The sequence below is a fragment of the Lachnoanaerobaculum gingivalis genome, from assembly GCF_003862475.1.
GTDB lineage: Bacteria > Bacillota > Clostridia > Lachnospirales > Lachnospiraceae > Lachnoanaerobaculum > Lachnoanaerobaculum gingivalis.
In genome coordinates this window covers 12,882-33,174 of the sequence record NZ_RRCO01000007.1, presented here as the reverse complement: position 1 = coordinate 33,174, position 20,293 = coordinate 12,882, and the positions used below count along the sequence as shown (strand labels likewise).

Sequence of the window (20,293 nt, the reverse complement as noted above, 5' to 3'; positions counted from 1 at the left end):
ATTACACAATGGATAAAAAGGATTACTACCTTTATGTCAAAGGAAAAGCGGTTAAAGTAGATGAGGAAATATACAGAGCCTACTGGAGAATAACGGAACACGAAAAGTATCTTCAAAGAAAAGATTGGAAGTATAATGTACTTCCCTTTTCTGTATTTGACTATGACGGACATTTTATAGATAACATCGTAGATGAAAGCATTGATATTGAAAAAATTGTAGAAGTAAAAATGCAAATCGAAGAACTGAATAAGGCATTAAATTCTCTTACAGAAGAAGAAAGGGACATCATTACTGCCATATTTTTTAGAGAGGAGAGTTTACGGTCTATCGGAGAAAGAAAAAACAGAAGCTATCAGGTAATCGGGAAAAGGAGGGATAAGATTTTAGAGAAATTAAGAAAACTCTTAGAGGGTAAAATCTAATAAATCGAAAAGTTTAAGTGCGAAATGTGCTTAACCTTTTTTCATAAAAAACGAAAGCGAGGAATGGATATGAAAGACAATAGGACAGAACTACAAAAAGTAAAATCGGAAATTGAAATCAAAGAAAATGAACTTGAAAAGTACGAAAAAAAGTTGGTGTAGTTAAAAAATCAGGAAAAGAAAATCAGAAAGAGGGCGAGCCTTGAAGAACGGAAAAAGCGAAACCATAGATTGATAAAACGAGGGGCAATTTTAGAAAGTTTTATTGAGGGAGCAAGCGAGAAAAGTAATCAAGAAATAAAGGCTATTTTGCAAAGAGCATTTCAAAAAAGTTAAGAAAAGCAAGGACATCGTATAATTGCTGGTTCCCTTAGATTTTCTAAGTGCGCAATTATACACCCTAAAGAGTGTCCTTGCGTCCTGCTTAAGATTACCCTTGCAGGGAGCAAAAGAGGAATAGCGAAGATGTTCGCATATCCCCCATTCCCTTTTTTATCGTCAAGGGTAAAGTGTATTCGCTATCGCTCACCCTTGACCCTAAAAATTTGAAACGGATACTACTTATCAAGCCGACATACTGAAACAACAAACGAAGTTACAGTATAGTCGGATTTTTCTATTGTACCGTTTCAAAACGGTCATTCACCTTGCGGATTATCCAAGAAGAAAACCGCTAAGACCGACACCTGAAACAACAAAATAAAAGAACAAAGACAATCTAAAAGCGAAAGGAGTTGATAAGAGTGGCAGACAGTTTTCACTTTAATATTTCCATCATCTCAAGAGGAAAAGGAAAAAGTGCTGTGGCAAGTGCTGCCTATATTTCTTGTGAGAAACTGACGAATTAATGGGACGGAGTAACCCACGATTATCACAACAAAAAGGGTTTGGGGCATAAAGAAATTTTCTTGCCGGAAAATGCACCGAAAGAATTTTTAGACCGCTCCACCTTATGGAACAGTGTGGAATTGAATGAAAAAGCCATCAATGCACAACTTGCAAGAAACTTCATTATTGCCCTACCCAAAGAGTTAAGTTTGGAAGAAAACAAGGAACTTATTCGGGAGTTTATACAAGAAAATTTTGTATCCAAAGGAATGATTGCAGACCTTGCTATTCATCAAGGAAATGACGAGGGAAACGGAAATATTCACGTTCATATAAAATGACAACTGTTCGCCCCTTAAGTCAAGATGGCACTTGGGGAGCAAAGAGCAAAAAAAGAATATCTTTTTGATGAACAGGGAAACAAGATTTTAGGCAAGAACGGAAAACCTAAAACAAGGGAAATCGACCTCACTGATTGGAACAACAAAGAAAATGCGGAGAAATGGAGAGAACATTTTGCTACGCTTTGTAATCAGTATTTAGAAAAAGCTGGAGAACAAAAACGAGTGGATCATCGTTCGTATCAAAGACAAGGGAAAGAAGAAATACCGACCATTCATTTAGGAGCGAGTGCCGGTGCCTTAGAGCGAAAAGGAGTAGAAACTGAGAAAGGAAACATCAACCGAGAAATCAAAAAGCATAATTCCATTGTGAGAGCAGTCCGAGAAAGAATAGCTGAACTCACCTCTTGGCTGAATGATTTTACAAAAGTTTTATTTGAAAAATATGAGCAGTACAAACAGGAGAAAAAAGTGGAATATGAGGACAAAGCGGAACTCTTTAATCTCTATGAGTACATCAGCATTTACTATGACTTACAGGGCGAAAAGGCAAGAAAACTAAACCCCTATGCAAGCAACAAAAAGATAAGTGCAGACCTCAACTGCTTTTCCAAAGCAAGGATATATCTATCCGATAACAAATTGCAGACCATTGCAGATTTGCAAGGAAAAATCACCGAACTACAAGGCAAGAATAAGAACATCTATCAGGACATCAAAGCCAAAACCCAAAGAATAGAAACACTTCATCAATGCCTTGTCTATGCAGACATCATCAAAGCAAACAGAAAGATTTATGAGGAGTGGAAAAGCAAAACCTTTTTGTTCAAAGACAGCTTCTACAATACCCATCAAGAGGAAATCGACAAATACCAAAGAGCAAAAGGACGGATTGAAAAATTAAGCGGAGAAAGTGCCTTAAAGCCAAAGAGTTGGAAGAAAGAGATGGAAAGCCTTGAAAGTGAAATATCGAAACTCAACAAACAATCTCAATCTATCAAAGATGAATACGAGCAAATCAATCATATCAAGTATGCCGTCAAAACAGTCAATGACGATTATGGAATAGACCTATCCATTGAGATTGATAAGGCAATTAAGAGAGGAGAAAAACCAAGTGTCATTGCACAGATTAAGAAATATCAGGAGCAACAAGAAGCCTACGAAAAACGAAAGTAAAAGACAAAGAACTATTACAGGAATGAGGAAAGATGAAGTCCCAAAATGGGATAACATCGTAAATAAGATAAGCAGACGCACTGTTTCGGTGCATAAGAGGAACGAAAGGAGAGAAAAATGGCAGATAAAAGAATGTTTTCACTAAAGATAGTAGATAGCGATTTATTTTTAGATATGCCACTAAGTAGTCAATGCCTATATTTTCATCTATCAATGAGGGCAGATGATGACGGCTTTGTAAATAATCCTAAGAAAATCATCAAGATTATCGGAGCGAATGAAGATGACCTTAAAATACTCATTGCCAAAGGCTTTGTGATTGTCTTTGAACAAGGAATTATCGTCATTACCCATTGGAAAATCAACAACTTTATCTGTAAAGACAGGTACAAGCCGACCCTTTATGAAAATGAGGTGCAAAGCCTATCCCAAACTAAAAACGGAATGTATATCAAAGAGAGTGGTTGTCATTTGGTTGACCAAAGGTTGACAAGCGGTCAACCCAGTATAGATAAGGGTAGATTAGATAAGGTTAGTATAGATAAGGGGAGAGGAGAAGAAGAAAGTCCCCCACCCACAAACTCAAAAACCTACGGGGAATTTCATAATGTCAACTTAAGCGATGAAGAATATCAAAGACTAAAGGAAAAGTTAAAAGCCACACAAACACAATGATTGAAAAGCTATTAAGGTATATGCAAAGCAGTGGAAAGACCTATCAAGACCATTATGCAACCTTGCTTCACTGGTATGAGAAAGATGAGGAAGAATTGAGAAAGAAAACAAATGAGAGAAGCAAAGCTCCAACGATTGAGGAATATATGATAGGAGATCACCTTTAAGATATGCTTAAAAGACGGTGCAAGCACTCTGTTTTGTTTCTAAATGCAAAATAGGTACAAAGAGCCGAGAGAGAAAAAGAGCCTTAAAACGATTACCACCGTTTTGTAGTGAGTTAAATAAAAATATGGTTACAAGAATGAATATTCGCTGAAGTGTAAATGTTAGTTCAACTTAAAAAGTAAAATTATGTAAGTTGCATTTAGTGTTACAGAATCAAAGAAATATAACATTTATACTACTAAAAAGGTGCAATAACTGTTACAATATAAATATTATAGGGAGCTATTTGGGCGTATAGGTGTAATTTTTTGCATCACAAATAAGTGGATTTTAATCGAATTTTTTTGAGTGTAGGACTAACTTCCACTTGTAAAATACCTGTTTGAGACGCTCTTGACAGCTACCTATAATAAGAGTTATCTATTTTTTAGAAGATAGGGTTTTAAAACAATCCTATCTTTTTCTATTTCCTTGATACCATATGCTATAAGTTTTTCATAGAGGTCATGATACATAAAGGAAGCAACCTCTAAAGGACTCTTGCCACCAAATTTTTCAACAGGTGCAGAATTTATATGACTTATAACAAGGTTAAGGGAGTTTTGATTGATTAAGCCAATAGACGTCAAGTCTGTTTGTTTTGGAAGTATGTAACGTAGTTGTATGTGATTGTTTTCAAGAGAACCTTTCTGACCTGATTGCATCGGGTCACAGTAGAATACCCTGGTGCGTGTGGAGCCATCTATATCTGTTTCCATATCCTTTGCCGCATAAAATTCAGAACCTCTATCAGTTAGCAAGACATTTACATATTTTCTAAATACATCATTGCCGAGAATGTCTTCTAAAGTATCGACTCCATTCTTCATAGCAGTGGAAGTCTTTTCAGTTTGGTAGATTGCAAATAGGATGCCTGATGGAATAAACTTAAAAGTTTGGATAAATGGACCTGTGGTTTCGTTGTTATAGACTGTATCCATCTGCGTTATAAGAGCATTAGGATTTTCGTCAATATATTGCTTATAGTCATTGTAGTTACGTCCAATCAGATGTTTGTTGTCAGCCCTTTTCTTAAAACCATTAGACTTCTTTCTTGGAATTTTACGAGAGACTTGCCTTCTAAGGTCAAGAACGCTTATACCGGCTATTTCATGAAATACATCGCCTTCTATGTAGTTGTATAAAGTCTTTTCAGAAATACCAAGTTCAGGGTGAGAAGCAAGTATTTGATATGGAGATAAACCTTGTTTAAGGAGTGGTGCTATCACATCAGCAATGTCCTTAGCTTGTTTAACTGTAAGATTTACTCCTTGTCTGGAGTCTACCAGTGTATAACGATAATCATTCCATGCATCTTCCGGAGAATATTTATATTTGTTAAAACGACAATGACGCCAGTTTGTGCAGCCGTTACAGGCACCGGGAGAGCGGTCACGTCTTTTGCAGTGGAATGGAGAGTAAAGTATACAATCAGTTTTGCATTCACGTCCAAAAGGGCACTTCTTGTAGTTACTAAATTCAAGCGGCATGCTGCACCTGTATGTCAGCTTACGATGTGACTTGATTTCTTTACAAACAGTTGATTTATCTTTACCAATAGTTTCAGCAATAGCAGTCTTAGTGGAGCCGTTAGTAATACCCGTTAGAATAATTCGTCTATCTTCAAGGGTTAAATGTGAAAATGAGTTTAAAGATGTAATAGTGTTACCTACCTTTCCGGTAGCTGTCTTATCTGAATTGTACTACTAAACGCAACTATTGTAAAAGTTGAAATATGTGTAAGACTAAACGCAACTTTAGCATAGGGGTTGTGGAAATAAACTTTTCACCCTAGGAGAATGAATATTCAGCTTGATAGAATGGAAAAATATGAGAAAAGTGATATAATAGGATGGACGAGAAATTGACAAATCAGAATTTGTATAATTGGTGATGAAGGAGGAAAAGAAAATAATTTACTTTCATTTAAATACGACAAACTTTATTGATCCTATGGTTAATGGAGAAAAGAATAACTTAGGAATTATAGAATGTTTCTTTTTCAATACGGTATTTTCCGCCCTATCAAATGTGAAAGTCTATTCTAACAATTGGTCAGAATACCCTCCCTTTGCAAATGATGATATACTTAAAGGAAAAAAGTGGTTGTTATGTTCTCTAGATGATGAAAGTGTTGAAACTCCAATTGAAGAAATACTTGAATTAATGGAGACTGCACATTTGATAACGATTACAGATATAGGAAAATCTTTAAAAGATATGGGGATACATTATGATTATATAACTCGTATTCCTAACAAAGAAGTAGATCTCGCATGGAAAAATTATATGGCGGAAAATAATTATCAATACATTGAGGAGGCTGTTGGTAACAAAAATATGACTTTATCTGAAAAGATTTCTTTTCTTTCTGAAGAATTACTTAATATCGAAAGTGAAGGAAATCAACTAACAATTTTTGATCCATATCTTTTTCCTAAGAAATGTGATAAAGATTATATAGACTTATTTTTAGGAATTATTAGAGCAGCAAAAGTATCAAGTATAAAATTAATTATTGACACACGCAAATGTGATATTAATTCACATAAAAATATTTTTGAGAAGGTGTCCATACCGATGTATGTTTATGATTCTGAAGCTATACATGATAGATGGTGGATAGTTGAAAATGTAAAAAAGGGTATTTTATGTGGAACATCTTTGAATGGAATTGGTAAAGATAAACTTTCGACAATCACTCCACTATCTAAAGATGATATCGAGAAAATTATCAATGATATTAGTAATAATTGTATATTAATAAGCAAAACAAAATCTAAGTTGTAGGATAGATAAATAGGAAGTTATGGAGAGAAATTGATATTTATAACGGTGTTGAATAGATAAGTCCCAGTTTGTCGAAGTAAAAAAATCAAATAGGATATTACCAAGAGGAAGTAAAAGCGAATTGCCGATACTTCCTTTTTTGTTGTCAAAAATCCAAAAAACGGAAAGGAGAATTTATGGAAGAACTGAAAAATAAGGATAAAAACGGCATTAGCACAAAGAGAAAGATTGGAAAGACCACCTATGAGGTTGTTGTCCATTTCAATGAAAATGCGACAGAAACAATGCAAGATAAGTTGACAAGAATAATGTTGAGGGAGCTTAGGAGAAAATCGGACGAAAAAAAGATGATTTTGATTAAAAAGTCCTTGACAAGTAGCAACAGGGTGAGCCGGTAATAAAAGACAATAAGAAAAAATAAGCCTAAGGGGCTAAGTAAGTAAATGATGTGCGGTTGGCGAACTTTCGATGAGTCTTTAGACTCTAGCGCAGGTAAAGAGCCCTTATAGGGCGAAATAACAAACCACCGGCTTAGCCGGTGGTACTGATTTTTAATTTCTTTATTCTGCAACTGCATTTGTCTTACGTCCTGCTACCATAGCATGTCCTGTGATAAAACACATTACCAGTCCAACAACTGCTACAATTGCCCAGAATTGATGTTTCTTTAGCATATTAAATCCCCTTTATTATTGAACCCAAACACCGTCTTGATTTATATTATATCCGTCGATAGTTGTATTTGTAACCATCTGTCCGTTGGCATCAAGGTAATACCAATGTCCGTTGTACTCAATCCAGCCCTTTTTATAAAGACCTGACTCCTCAAAATAGTACCACTTATCATTTATAAGTGCCCAACCTACAGGCATGTCACCGTTTGGCTGATTGAGATAATATTTGTTACCATTATTCTCGATCCATCCTGTAAGCATATTTCCGTTAGCATCAAAGAAATACCAAAGGTTGTTTACCATAAACCAGTTGGTGGCATGTGTACCGTCAGCCTTTCTGTAATGCCATGTATTGTTTGTCTGATACCATCCGGTAACGGTTGCGTTGTTTGTTCCTGTAGAAGTGGTGCTGTTAGTATTGTTGTTAGTATTATTGGAGCTTGGAGTTGTACCGCTTCTTTTCTTTTTATATTCAGCTATCGCATCATAGTCAAAATACTCGATATCAGAATCTACAGTCATACTTGGACCACCCTTTAAAGGATAAACTTTAAAATGGTAGTTGCCTGCACCATTGTCGATGATCAGTTTTGTAAAATCATATTTCTCGGAGCTTGCGGCATTATTGGATCCAACCTTTTTGTTTCCCTTATACAACTGTACCTTGTACTTTGTTTTGTCCTCAGTCTCATCCCAGGTTGCCAATGCCTTGTCTCCTACATCCCATGAAGCACTGCCTATACTATAGTCGGCAGCAAATACCGACATACTCATAAAGAGTGAAAAAAGCAGTGAAAAAATTAAAATCAGTTTTTTCATAAAATTCCTTTCTTTTATACCGGATTTTTTTCACATCTCTTTTTTAAAGAGATATACCTTTTGTACTATTGTAGCACATAAATTGAGTAGTTAATATTACTTTTAATTAAAGATAATATATACTTTTTTAAATATCTGTAGAAATTTATTGCTGCTCATTTTTTACCGTTTCCAGATATCTGTACATGCTTGCAGGAGAGCATGAAAGCCTATGACCTACTGTCTTTATAGCACCTTTCATAGAAAAAATACCTTTTTGATAGAGCTGACGTATTATATCAAGCTTTTCTGAATGACTCAGTCTGCTGAAAGGAAGAGATTTATCGATTCTTTTTAATATTTCATCTATCGTATTTGAAATGTTTTCGGAAAAAATTGCCTGGTCATCGTTTCCCTTTATTTCGATAGAAATATTTTTGGACACATAATTATCCGGATGACATAGAGAAAAAACAAGGTTTGAAAGTTCTCTGTACCTGTTGTCGTCAAAGTTTATATTGAGAGCTCCTACAAGTTTGCCTTTTTCATCTTTTATATAAAATGTAGAACATCTGAGAATTTTGCCGTTGGCTGAAAGAGCTCTATAGTTTGATATCCATTTTTTATCAGCGGATTCTTTGTTCTGCAATAGGGTTTTCATCGTTGTACTGAGCACATCACCTGCTTGTCTGCCGGTTATATTTCCGTTTATTATATATATTATATGTTTTAGATCATATAATATGATTTCATAGTCCGGGCCCAGCAGAGTGCCCAAAAAATCGGAAATATCAATATATCGCTTCATATCAAATTCATTCATAAATACTCCAAATCATATTTGTATTGTACCGGCATATTAAAGCTTGAAGAAATAACTGTTATTATTATACCAAAACTTAAAACATTATGATATAAAATTTAAGTTTTAAGCAAAATCACGAAAATGAAAAATTAAGCAGAAAAGAGTTGATATTAAGAAAATGAGAAAAAATTCTCATAAAAATTCTCAAATATTATTTTATTTAAAAATATATATGAAAATAAAGGGCTTTTAACTATATATCTGTATATCTGCTTAAAGCCGAAGTTAAGAAAAATCCCGATAAATTTATCAAATAGCGATTTCTTTATTTCCAAAGAATTATCTTAAAATAAAAAATTAATGCAAAATGCACATAAATATACTAAAAATAAACCTCAATAAGCTTTTTATTAAACAATATTGACAATGTTCTAAAAAGGTGATAAATTATTCTCATAGCAATAATTAGATAATATTTCACATAAATATAAAACTTTTAGAGATTAAATGCATATAGTCTCGATAATCAGATGATATATTTATTGCTCAAAATGATTGTAATACCGTCCGCCAGTCGTTACTTACGATGACCGGGGTATCAAAATATATTTTTGTATTTGGAGGTATTAAAATGGAGTATGAGAAGATGTTAGGTGTAGAGGCACCGAAGTCATGGACACATGTAGTGAGAGAAGTTCCTACAGTTACACAGGAGCAAAGAAGAAAAGCCCTTGAAATGACTCATTATAATGAGTTTGCTTTCCCTGCAGGTCTTTTATATATTGACTGCCTTTCAGACTCAGGTACTACATCAATGACAGACACACAATGGTCGGCTATGTTCCTTGCAGATGAGTCTTACGGAAGAAATAAAGGATATTATGTTCTTTTGGATGCATTCAGAGATGTATGGGAAAGAGGAGACGATCAGAAGAGACTTATCAATTACATCAAAGAGGGAGTAGACAAGGATGATGTAGAGAAGATGATGAATGAAGTGTATCTGGTTGACTATGAAGGTGGATTTATCAATGGCGGTAAGTATCAGCTTTCAAGACCTAACACATTTATCGTTCCACAGGGACGTTGTGCAGAGGCACTTTTATTTGATGTATTAAAGCCGTTATTTGCAAAGAGATGGCCGGGTAAAGTATTTACTATTCCGTCAAATGCTCACTTTGATACTACAGAAGGTAATATCAAGCAGATGGGTAATGTACCTAGAAACCTTTTCCACAAAGAGATTTTATTTGAGGTACCTGAGAGCGGAAAGTATGAGAAAAATCCTTTCAAGGGAGATATGGACATAGATAAGCTCAATCAGCTTATTGAAGCTGTAGGTGTTGAGAATGTTCCGCTTATTTATTCTACAGTAACAAACAACTCGGTATGCGGACAGGCTGTTTCTATGAAGAATATCAGAGAAGTTTCAAAGATTGCACATAAGTACAATATCCCATTTGTTATGGACGGTGCAAGATGGGCTGAAAACTGCTACTTCATAAAGATGAATGAAGAGGGTTATGCCGACAAGTCTATCTGTGAAATAGCTAAAGAGATGTTCTCTTACTTTGATGTAGTTTCAGCATCACTGAAGAAAAACGGACATGCAAATATGGGTGGAGTTTTAGCTTTCCGTGACAAAGGTCTTTTCTGGCAGAAGTTCTCAGAGTTTAATGAGGACGGCAGCGTAAAGACGGATATCGGACATCTTTTAAAGGTTCGTCAGATATCAGCTTACGGTAATGATTCTTACGGCGGAATGTCGGGACATGATATTATGGCTCTTTGCCAGGGTATGTATGAAGAGGCAAGATTTGATTATCAGGATGAGAGAGTAAGACAGTGTCAGTATCTGGCAGACGGACTTACAGCAAACGGTGTTCCTGTTGTACAGCCTGCAGGCGGACATGGAGTTTATATTGATGTTGATAAATTCTTTAACTATAAGAGAGGACATGAGAGCTTTGCCGGACAGGCACTTTCTTTAGAGATGATCCATCGTTACGGTATTCGTTGTTCAGAGCTTGGAGATTTCTCTATGGAATATGATTTAAAGACTCCTGAGCAGCAAAAGGAAGTATGTAATGTTGTTCGTTTGGCTATCAACAGAAGTCAGTTCAGCAAACAGCATATGGATTATATTATCGCAGCATTGACACAACTTTATAAAGACAGAGATACCGTTCCTAATTTAAAGATTACATTCGGTCACACATTACCTATGAGACATTTCCATGCATGGGCAGAGCCATATGCTCCAAGCAAAGAAGAGATGTGTGATGAAGGAAATTACGGATACTGGGAAAATAAATAAGACATTTTGGCAGACGGTCTTGTAAAGACCGGACTGCTTTAAGTGGGACTTGCATTTTTTGGCAAGATGGAGGAAGTTTATGGGTTTAGATAATACGCCTGTAAAGCAGGATGGTTTTAACTCACAAATAGGTTTTATTATAGCATGTGTAGGTTCAGCTGTAGGTATGGGAAACCTGTGGAGATTTCCGGTGCTTGTGTCAGCCTGGGGGGGAATGACTTTTTTGATTCCCTACTTTATATTCGTTATATTGATAGGCAGTACAGGAGTAGTGGAAGAAATCGCACTTGGAAGGAGCACAGGAAAAGGTCCTATAGGAGCATTCGGTGCTGCTATGGCTCATGCCGGAAAGAGCAGAAAAGTAGGTGAGAGTATAGGAATTATACCTACAATAGGTTCTTTGGCTCTCGCAATAGGTTATTCATGTGTAGTAGGTTGGATATTTAAATATGTAGTAATGGCATTTACAGGTAAGCTTTTTGGAATGGGCACCAATATGGATGTCATTGGTGGAACTTTCGGATCTACAGCTACAGCATTCGGAAACAACACCTGGATAATAATAGCACTCGTTGTAAACTTTGCTATCATGGCATTAGGAGTTGCAGACGGTATAGAGAAAGCAAATAAGTTTATGATGCCGCTACTTTTCGTAATGATGATCGGACTTGCTGTTTATATAGGAATACAGCCGGGTGCAGTAAACGGATATAAGTATATCTTTACTGTAAATCCTGAAGGATTAAAGGACATAAGACTTTGGATATTTGCATTCGGACAGGCATTTTTCTCGCTTTCTATTGCAGGTAACGGTACCGTTGTTTACGGTTCCTATCTCAGTAAGAAAGAGGATGTACCTTTCTCTGCAATGAACATAGCTATATTTGATACCTGTGCGGCACTTCTTGCAGCACTCGTTATTATACCTGCTATGGCTACATCGGGAGCAGAACTTAGTGAAGGCGGTCCGGGACTTATGTTTATCTACCTTGTAAATATAATGAATCAGATGCCGGGCGGCATGATTGTAGGAATTATATTCTTTGTATGTGTTACATTTGCAGGACTCAGTTCACTTGTAAATCTGTATGAGGCGCCTGTAGCTACATTACAGCAGCAGTTTAAACTCAGCAGAGTACAGTCTGTAGGAATCATCGGAGTAATAGGTGTGGTTGTTGCAATAGTTATACAAGGAATTGTAGGAAGCTGGATGGATGCGGTATCTATCTATATTTGCCCGATAGGTGCGGTACTGGCATCGGTAATGTTGTTCTTTGTATTCGGAAAGAAGTATACTATGGAAGCTGTAAATACAGGTGCAAAGAAGCCGAAAGGAGAAATCTGGTTCTTCTTAGGTAAGTATGTATATACAGGTCTTGCATTGCTTGCACTTATAGCAGGTGCATTCTATGGAGGAATAGGCTGATAAGGCTATAATAAATAATATAAACTCTCAGACATATATGTTTGGGAGTTTTTTATTTTGTCGGTATAAAAAATGGTATAAAAAATTTAAAAAAGTTATTGACAAATATTCCTATATGGAATATAGTAACTAATAGAGTTAGCACTCTATATAAATGAGTGCTAACAAATAAAGAAGGGAGGAGCGAATGGATTCGGAAGACAGGAAAGCGATTATTTTAAAAGCTATTATAAAGAATTATATGGAAACCGGGGAGCCGGTAGGTTCAAGAACTATTTCAAAGCTCCCTGAGTTAAATTTGAGCTCTGCTACTATAAGAAATGAAATGAGCGATTTGGAAGAAATGGGTTATATTTTACAACCCCATACTTCTGCAGGACGTATACCTTCAGATAAGGGATACAGATTCTATGTAGATGAGATTTTGAGAGAAAAGGAGATAGAGACTGAGGCATTTAAGGACTTGATGTTTAAAAAAGTGGACAGATTGGAAACGCTCTTAAAGCACTTGGCAAAGATTATTGCAAGAGACACCAATTATGCCGCGATGATATCAGGACCGACAATACACTCCAATAAAGTAAAGTTTTTGCAGCTCTCAAAGATAGATAGGTTCAAGCTCCTTTTGGTAACGGTTGCCGAAGGTAATATTATCAACAATAAGATAATAGATATCGACAGCGAAATATCAGAGAGCGAAATCTTAAACCTGAATCTGCTTATAAATACTTCATTAAACGGACTTACTGTGGAAGAGATAAACTTAAGCATTATGAATAAGTTACGAACGGATGCAGGAGTTTATAGTGATATAGTAGATAAGGTTTTACGAGAAGTAGCGGCAGTGTTTGAAAGTGCTACCGACAACCTTGAGATATATACAAGCGGTACCACAAATATTTTCAAGTACCCTGAGATCTCCGACAGAGAGAAAGCAAGCCAGCTTGTAAACGCTTTTGAAGAAAAGGATAAGCTGAAGGAAATACTTGCAGGTGTAAATGATGATGATAATGACGGTATCAGAGTATATATCGGAAATGAAGTGCCGATTTCAGACATGAGAGATCTTTCCGTAGTTACAGCCAATTATGAAATAGGCGAAGGACTCAGAGGCTCTATAGGTATAGTAGGACCGAAGAGAATGGACTATGAGAAAGTATTAAAAACTATAAAAACTGTAATGGCATCGCTTGATGAGCAGTTTAAAAATGATGAATAGAGGAGAGGGCTGTGGAAGAAAAAGATTTAAAAAGAGAACAGGAAGAGAACAAAGAGGTTTTAGAAGGCGAAGAGACAGGGGAATTTGTTGAGGAAGCCGAAGAAACACCTGAGGAGGCCGCGGCAAAGGCTGCAGCTATGGAGGCTGAGGTGGAAGAAGCTTTCAGTGATGAAAATCTTGAAGGAAAGCCTGATAAAAAAGACCTTGCCATTGCTGATTTGACGGACAGACTTAAAAGAAGCATGGCGGAGTTTGATAATTTCAGAAAGAGAAGTGAAAAAGAAAAAGCTACCATGTTTGATATGGGAGCAAGAAGTGTGGCTGAAAAACTTTTGCCGATAGTTGACAATTTTGAAAGGGCAATGCTTGCAGCACCTGCAGATGGTGAAGGCAAAGCTTTTGCTGAAGGAATAGCAATGATATACAATCAGATGACAAAGACTCTTGAGGATTTGGGAGTTAAGCCGATTGATTGTGTGGGCAAAGACTTCGATCCTAACTTACATAATGCAGTAATGCATATAGAAGATGAAAGCTTAGGTGAAAATGTGGTCGCTGAGGAACTTTTAAAAGGATATATGTATAAGGACGGTGTTCTTAGACATAGCATGGTAAAGGTTGCAAATTAATTTTTGAGACTATATTTTGCTTTGTAAAGACAAAGTAAGATATTTTATATAGATTTAGAAAATACAAATTTTGATTTATTATGGAGGATAAAATAATGGGTAAGATTATTGGTATAGATTTAGGTACAACAAACAGCTGTGTAGCAGTTATGGAGGGTGGAAAGCCTGTAGTTATTCCAAACTCTGAGGGTTCAAGAACAACACCTTCAGTAGTAGCATTTACAAAGACAGGTGAGAGACTTATAGGTGAGCCTGCAAAGCGTCAGGCGGTTACAAATGCAGACAGAACAATCTCTTCAATAAAGAGACATATGGGTACAGATTATAAGGTGACAATTGACGGTAAGTCATACACACCACAGGAGATTTCAGCAATGATTCTTCAGAAGCTGAAGGCTGATGCTGAGAGCTACCTGGGTGAGAAGGTTTCAGAGGCTGTTATTACCGTTCCTGCATATTTCAACGATGCACAGCGTCAGGCCACAAAGGATGCAGGTAAGATTGCAGGTCTTGATGTAAAGAGAATTATCAACGAGCCTACAGCCGCAGCTCTTGCTTACGGTCTTGATAATGATGCAGAGCAAAAGATTATGGTATATGACCTTGGTGGTGGTACATTCGATGTTTCAATCATTGAGATCGGTGACGGAGTTATAGAAGTTTTGGCTACAAACGGTGATACACATCTTGGTGGTGATGACTTTGATAATAAAATTACAGATTGGCTTGTAAGTGAGTTTAAGAAGACTGAGGGTGTGGATCTTTCAACAGATAAGATGGCACTTCAAAGACTTAGAGAAGCTGCAGAGAAGGCTAAAAAGGAGCTTTCAACAGCAACAACAACAAATATCAACCTTCCGTTTATTACTGCAACAGCAGAGGGACCGAAGCACCTTGATATTACACTTACAAGAGCTAAGTTTGATGAGCTTACACTTGACCTTATTGAAAGAACAGCTTTACCTGTACAGAATGCTCTTAAGGATGCAGGTATTACAGCAAGCGATCTTGGAAAGGTATTGCTTGTAGGTGGATCTACAAGAATGATCAATGCACAGGAGAAGGTAAAAGCTCTTACAGGTATGGAGCCATCTAAGAGCATCAACCCTGATGAGGGTGTTGCAATCGGTGCAGGTATTCAGGGAGGTAAACTCTCAGGAGAAGCAGGTTCAGGAGATGTATTACTTCTTGATGTTACTCCGCTTTCACTTTCAATTGAGACAATGGGTGGCGTAGCTACAAAGCTTATTGAGAGAAATACTACAATACCTACAAAGAAGAGCCAGATATTCTCTACAGCTGCAGACAATCAGGAAGCTGTTGATATCCATGTAGTACAGGGTGAGAGACAGTTTGCAAGAGATAATAAGACTTTAGGACAGTTCAGACTTGACGGTATTTTACCTGCAAGAAGAGGTGTTCCACAGATAGAGGTTACATTTGATATTGATGCAAACGGTATCGTTAATGTATCTGCAAAAGACCTTGGAACAGGTAAGGAGCAGCATATCACAATTACAGCAGGTTCAAATATGTCAGAAAGTGATATCGACAAGGCTGTAAAGGAAGCTGCTGAGTTTGAGGCACAGGATAAGAAGAGAAAAGAAGGCATTGATGCAAGAAATGAAGCCGACTCTATAGTATTCCAGACTGAGAATGCTTTAAAAGAAGTTGGTGACAATCTTGATGCAAATGACAAGGCTGCAGTTGAGGCTGATCTTACTACATTAAAAGAGGCTATCAACAGAGCACCGATTGATGCTATGACAGATGATCAGATAAGTGATATCAAGGCAGGCAAAGAGAAGCTTATGGAAAGTGCTCAGAAGCTTTTTGCAAAGGTATATGAGCAGGCAGGTGCGGCTCAGAATGCAGGTGCAGCAGGTGCAGACACAACAGGAGCACAGGATGCCGGCACATCTTCAAATGATGATGTTATAGACGGTGATTTTAAAGAGGTATAATAAGGAGAGCAACTGATGGCAGAGAGTAAAAGAGATTACTATGAAGTACTTGGCGTTGACAAAAACGCTGATGACTCTGCAATAAAAAAGGCATATAGAGCGCTGGCAAAAAAGTATCATCCGGATTCAAATCCTGATAATCCTGAGGCTGAAAAGAAGTTTAAGGAAGCCAGTGAAGCCTATTCAGTGCTAAGCGACCCTGATAAGAGAAGACAGTATGACCAATTTGGTCATGCTGCCTTTGATGGTGGAGCAGGTGCCGGAGCCGGCGGATTTGGAGGCTTCTCCGGATTTGATTTTGGCGGTGAGGATATTTTCGGAGATCTCTTTGGAGGCATGTTTGGCGGTGGCGGAAGCAGAGCCACAAGAACAGGCCCGATGAAGGGAGCAAATGTAAGAGCATCTGTAAGACTTACCTTTGAAGAGGGTGTTTTCGGATGTAAGAAGGAAATTAAGGTAAACTTCAAGGAAGAATGTGCTACATGTCACGGTTCGGGAGCAAAGCCGGGTACATCGCCTACAACCTGTCCGAAGTGTAACGGAAAAGGTCAGGTGATATATTCACAGCAGACATTGTTTGGCACTATGCAGAATGTAAAGACATGTCCTGAATGTAACGGGACAGGAAAAATTATTAAGGACAAATGTCCTGAATGTAACGGTAAGGCATATATTCAAAAGAAGAAGAGCTTTGAGGTGGATATACCTGCAGGTATAGATAACGGTATGTCTATAAGAATGGCAGGAGGCGGAGAACCGGGAATAAACGGCGGTCCGAGAGGAGATTTGCTTGTAGAGGCGGTCGTAAGTCCTCATCCTATCTTTAAGCGCCAGGATACCAATATTTTCTCAACAGTGCCTATAAGCTTTGCAAAGGCTGCACTTGGCGGCAGTATCAGAGTAAAGACAGTAGACGGTGAAGTGGAAGTGGCGGTAAAAGCCGGAACTCAGACAGATACAAGAGTAAGATTAAAAGGCAAGGGAGTACCTTTCCTTAGAAATAAAAATAACAGAGGTGATCACTACATAACCTTGGTGGTATCGGTACCTACAAAGCTTACAAAGGAACAAAAGGAAGCACTGGAAGCCTTTGATGCAACAATGAATAAATAAAATATAAGAGAAAGCCACTATTTGGTGGCTTTTTTTACGTTCGTATTTGACTGAAATACTACTGTGAAGTATAATTTAGAACAGTAATAAAGCTAAAACAATGAGGTGTATTAATATGGGAAAAATCACAGTAGAGAGATGTGAAATAGAGGGGTTATGTGTAATCACTCCTACAGTATTTAAAGATGACAGAGGATATTTTGTAGAAACATATAATCAGAACGACTTCAAAGAGGCGGGACTTGATATGGTCTTTGTACAGGATAATCAGTCAAAGTCATCAAAGGGAGTGCTTCGCGGACTTCATTTCCAAAAGGAGCATCCACAGGGCAAGCTTGTAAGAGTTTTAAGCGGTGAAGTCTATGATGTGGCTGTGGATTTGAGAAATAACTCAAAAACTTATGGTAAGTACTTTGGAGTAGTTCTATCAGATGAGAATAAAAAGCAGTTTTACATACCTGAGGGTTTTGCACATGGTTTTGTAGTACTCTCAGATGAGGCGGTATTTGCATACAAATGTACAGACTTCTATCATCCAAATGATGAGGGTGGTCTTATATACAATGATACTGATATAGGAATTGACTGGCCTATAGAGGGAATTGAGCTGATAATGTCTGATAAGGATACAAAGTGGAAAGGCCTTAAAGAAACATTTAAGTTTGATTGATTTTAATGTTGGAAACCTGTGAGTTCGCAGGTTTTCCGACATAATTGTTGATAAAACCTTGTAAGAATAATGAATGGAAAAAGATATGAATATAATATCGCTTATACGAGAAATATTAAAATCAAGAGCAATCATATGGGATTTGGCAAAGGCTGATTTTAAGAAACGCTTTGTCGGGTCCTATTTTGGCATTGCATGGATGTTTGTTCAGCCGGTAGTTACCGTGCTTATATACTTTTTAATCTTCCAAATGGGATTTAAGAGTACACCTCCGGTACCGGGAGTTCCCTATGTGGTTTGGCTGGTACCGGGCATTGTGCCATGGTTTTTCTTTGCAGAGACTCTAAATTTGGGAACAAGTGTACTTTCAGAATATAATTACCTTGTTAAGAAGGTAGTGTTTAATGTATCAATACTGCCTGTTATCAAGGTGATTTCATGTCTTATAGTGCATGGGATTTTTGTTGTGATAATGATAACAATGACTTTGGCATTTGGCAGATTACCGATGGTAAGTTGGATAGGAATAGTGTATTACAGCTTCTGTTTGTCAATATTTGCACTTGCAATAATATATATAACCTGTGCCATAAATGTATTCTTTAAGGATATGGCACAGATAGTTGGAATTGCATTACAGTTTGGAATGTGGATGACACCGATTATGTGGGATCCTACAATGTTCTCATATTTCCCTGCAAAGGTTGAGAAGATAATGAAATTAAATCCGGTATATTATATTGTGGTCGGATACAGAGACAGCATACTGAGAGGGAACTTTTTCTTTGAAAGACCGGGACTTACAGTGTATTTTTGGGTGGTTACCGTACTACTGTTATTTATAGGACTTAGAATGTTTAATAAGTTAAGACCACATTTTTCAGATGTATTATAAGGAGAAGTATGCAGAGCAATTTAGCGATAAATGTCTGTGATGTTACCAAAATCTACAGACTGTATGATAAGCCTATAGACAGGTTAAAGGAGAGTATTTCCCTTACACACAAAAAATATCACAAGGAATTCTTTGCCTTGGATAAAATATCCTTCTCTGTAGAAAAGGGTTCTACAGTGGGAATTATAGGAACAAACGGTTCCGGAAAGTCAACTATATTAAAAATCATAACCGGAGTATTAAATCCGACTACAGGAAGTGTGGAAGTTGACGGAAATATTTCCGCACTTTTAGAGCTTGGTGCCGGCTTTAATATGGACTATACCGGAATTGAAAATATATATATGAACGGAACTATGATGGGCTTTAGCAGGGAGCAGATGGAGGCAAAGCTTCCTGAGATCCTAGAGTTTGCCGATATAGGCGACTTTGTGTACCAGCCTGTAAAAACCTATTCATCAGGTATGTTTGTAAGACTTGCATTTGCACTTGCAATAAATGTAGAGCCTGAGATTTTGATAGTTGATGAGGCACTTTCGGTAGGAGACGTTTTCTTCCAGGCAAAGTGCTACAGAAGAATGGAAGAGATAAGAAAGACCGGTACTACCATATTGATGGTAACTCATGATATGGGAAGCGTAATAAAGTACTGTGATAAGGTAATACTTTTAAATAAGGGAGAGTTTTTGGCGGAAGGTCCTGCAGGAGAAATGGTGGATCTGTATAAGAAGATACTGGCAGGAAGAATGGACGATTTGGAAGCCGACCTTGCTAAGAGACTTGACAGTAATTTCTCAGATATGATGGAATTAAACAATGATATCAATAAGACACATGCAAAAGAATATCATGGTCTTATGAAGGAAAAGATATCCATTAATCCGAATAAAACAGAGTATGGTGACGGCAGAGCTGAGATATACGATCTGGGACTTTTAGATTCCAAGGGAGAGCTTACCAATCTCTTGCTTAAGGGAGAAGAGTTTACAATCAGAGAAAAGATAAGGTTTAATGCAAATATAGAATCTCCTATATTTACATTCACCATTAAAGATAAAAAAGGAACTGAACTTAGCGGTACCAATACCATGTTTGAAGGAGTGGAAGTAAAACCTGTAAAGCCGGGTGATGAAGCGGTTGTGGAATTCAAGCAGAAAATGACTCTACAGGGCGGAGAGTATCTTCTAAGTATGAGTTGTACCGGATTTGAAAACGGCACACATGTTGTATATCACAGACTCTATGATGTTACATTCATAACAGTTATTTCAAACAAGAACACTGTGGGTGTTTATGATATGGAATCAAAGGTAAATCTTACTCAAACGAGTAATTAAA

At 37.1% G+C, this 20,293-nt stretch carries 17 protein-coding genes and 2 pseudogenes; 16 read left to right on the top strand and 3 right to left on the bottom strand.

Annotation, left to right across the window (positions count from 1 at the left end; translation table 11 throughout):
* Positions 1–8: 8 nt before the first annotated feature.
* The 5 genes and pseudogenes from EHV10_RS12995 to EHV10_RS15640 all read left to right on the top strand — a co-directional run bounded on the left by EHV10_RS12995 (position 9) and on the right by EHV10_RS15640 (position 3,615).
* The gene (locus tag EHV10_RS12995) at positions 9–425 is read left to right on the top strand and encodes a sigma factor-like helix-turn-helix DNA-binding protein (RefSeq protein WP_128675025.1); all 417 of its coding nucleotides are present in this window, start codon (positions 9–11) and stop codon (positions 423–425) included.
* Between the two features lie 177 nt (positions 426–602).
* Positions 603–761, top strand: a pseudogene (locus EHV10_RS15645) (DUF3847 domain-containing protein); the annotation flags it as partial.
* Between the two features lie 527 nt (positions 762–1,288).
* A pseudogene (locus tag EHV10_RS12985) lies at positions 1,289–2,773 on the top strand (MobA/MobL family protein); the annotation flags it as partial.
* A 117-nt stretch (positions 2,774–2,890) separates the two neighbouring features.
* Positions 2,891–3,448 (top strand): replisome organizer, encoded by a 558-nt coding sequence (locus tag EHV10_RS12980; RefSeq protein WP_243116142.1) that lies wholly within the window; start codon positions 2,891–2,893, stop codon positions 3,446–3,448.
* Between the two features lie 20 nt (positions 3,449–3,468).
* Positions 3,469–3,615: a hypothetical protein gene (locus EHV10_RS15640; protein WP_243116141.1), complete on the top strand. Its 147-nt coding sequence runs from the start codon at positions 3,469–3,471 to the stop codon at positions 3,613–3,615.
* 417 nt (positions 3,616–4,032) lie between these two features.
* Here EHV10_RS15640 and EHV10_RS12975 read toward each other — a convergent pair whose 3' ends face one another.
* A complete protein-coding gene (locus EHV10_RS12975) occupies positions 4,033–5,316 on the bottom strand; it encodes a helix-turn-helix domain-containing protein (protein WP_128675024.1) in 1,284 nt (427 codons plus the stop codon).
* 232 nt (positions 5,317–5,548) lie between these two features.
* Between EHV10_RS12975 and EHV10_RS12970 the strand changes: the two genes are divergently transcribed.
* Positions 5,549–6,445, top strand: a complete 897-nt coding sequence (locus EHV10_RS12970; protein WP_128675023.1) for a hypothetical protein — start codon at positions 5,549–5,551, stop codon at positions 6,443–6,445.
* Positions 6,446–6,621: 176 nt separating this feature from the next.
* Complete coding sequence (locus tag EHV10_RS12965; RefSeq protein WP_128675022.1) at positions 6,622–6,843, top strand: transposon-encoded TnpW family protein; 222 nt, start codon at positions 6,622–6,624, stop codon at positions 6,841–6,843.
* A 291-nt stretch (positions 6,844–7,134) separates the two neighbouring features.
* On the opposite strand, the gene EHV10_RS12960 is transcribed toward EHV10_RS12965, so the two are convergent.
* Both EHV10_RS12960 and EHV10_RS12955 read right to left on the bottom strand, forming a co-directional pair.
* Positions 7,135–7,938, bottom strand: a complete 804-nt coding sequence (locus EHV10_RS12960) for an N-acetylmuramoyl-L-alanine amidase family protein (RefSeq protein WP_128675021.1) — start codon at positions 7,936–7,938, stop codon at positions 7,135–7,137.
* 145 nt (positions 7,939–8,083) lie between these two features.
* Positions 8,084–8,740 (bottom strand): helix-turn-helix transcriptional regulator, encoded by a 657-nt coding sequence (locus EHV10_RS12955; protein WP_128675020.1) that lies wholly within the window; start codon positions 8,738–8,740, stop codon positions 8,084–8,086.
* A gap of 613 nt (positions 8,741–9,353) precedes the next feature.
* On the opposite strand from EHV10_RS12955, the gene EHV10_RS12950 reads away from it, so the two are divergent.
* The 9 genes from EHV10_RS12950 to EHV10_RS12910 all read left to right on the top strand — a co-directional run bounded on the left by EHV10_RS12950 (position 9,354) and on the right by EHV10_RS12910 (position 20,292).
* Positions 9,354–11,039 (top strand): tryptophanase, encoded by a 1,686-nt coding sequence (locus tag EHV10_RS12950; RefSeq protein WP_128675019.1) that lies wholly within the window; start codon positions 9,354–9,356, stop codon positions 11,037–11,039.
* A gap of 79 nt (positions 11,040–11,118) precedes the next feature.
* Positions 11,119–12,465: a sodium-dependent transporter gene (locus EHV10_RS12945; protein WP_128675018.1), complete on the top strand. Its 1,347-nt coding sequence runs from the start codon at positions 11,119–11,121 to the stop codon at positions 12,463–12,465.
* A 187-nt stretch (positions 12,466–12,652) separates the two neighbouring features.
* Positions 12,653–13,684 carry a heat-inducible transcriptional repressor HrcA gene (hrcA, locus tag EHV10_RS12940; RefSeq protein WP_128675017.1) on the top strand — a complete coding sequence of 344 codons (1,032 nt, stop codon included), beginning with the start codon at positions 12,653–12,655 and terminating at the stop codon, positions 13,682–13,684.
* An 11-nt stretch (positions 13,685–13,695) separates the two neighbouring features.
* Positions 13,696–14,313: a nucleotide exchange factor GrpE gene (gene grpE / locus EHV10_RS12935; protein ID WP_128675016.1), complete on the top strand. Its 618-nt coding sequence runs from the start codon at positions 13,696–13,698 to the stop codon at positions 14,311–14,313.
* A gap of 95 nt (positions 14,314–14,408) precedes the next feature.
* Positions 14,409–16,277: a molecular chaperone DnaK gene (dnaK, locus tag EHV10_RS12930; RefSeq protein ID WP_128675015.1), complete on the top strand. Its 1,869-nt coding sequence runs from the start codon at positions 14,409–14,411 to the stop codon at positions 16,275–16,277.
* Between the two features lie 15 nt (positions 16,278–16,292).
* Positions 16,293–17,390: a molecular chaperone DnaJ gene (dnaJ, locus tag EHV10_RS12925; RefSeq protein ID WP_128675014.1), complete on the top strand. Its 1,098-nt coding sequence runs from the start codon at positions 16,293–16,295 to the stop codon at positions 17,388–17,390.
* A gap of 115 nt (positions 17,391–17,505) precedes the next feature.
* Positions 17,506–18,060: a dTDP-4-dehydrorhamnose 3,5-epimerase gene (gene rfbC / locus EHV10_RS12920; RefSeq protein WP_128675013.1), complete on the top strand. Its 555-nt coding sequence runs from the start codon at positions 17,506–17,508 to the stop codon at positions 18,058–18,060.
* A gap of 85 nt (positions 18,061–18,145) precedes the next feature.
* Positions 18,146–18,955, top strand: a complete 810-nt coding sequence (locus EHV10_RS12915; protein WP_207667170.1) for an ABC transporter permease — start codon at positions 18,146–18,148, stop codon at positions 18,953–18,955.
* 8 nt (positions 18,956–18,963) lie between these two features.
* Positions 18,964–20,292 (top strand): ABC transporter ATP-binding protein, encoded by a 1,329-nt coding sequence (locus tag EHV10_RS12910; protein WP_128675011.1) that lies wholly within the window; start codon positions 18,964–18,966, stop codon positions 20,290–20,292.
* Position 20,293 lies beyond the last annotated feature (1 nt).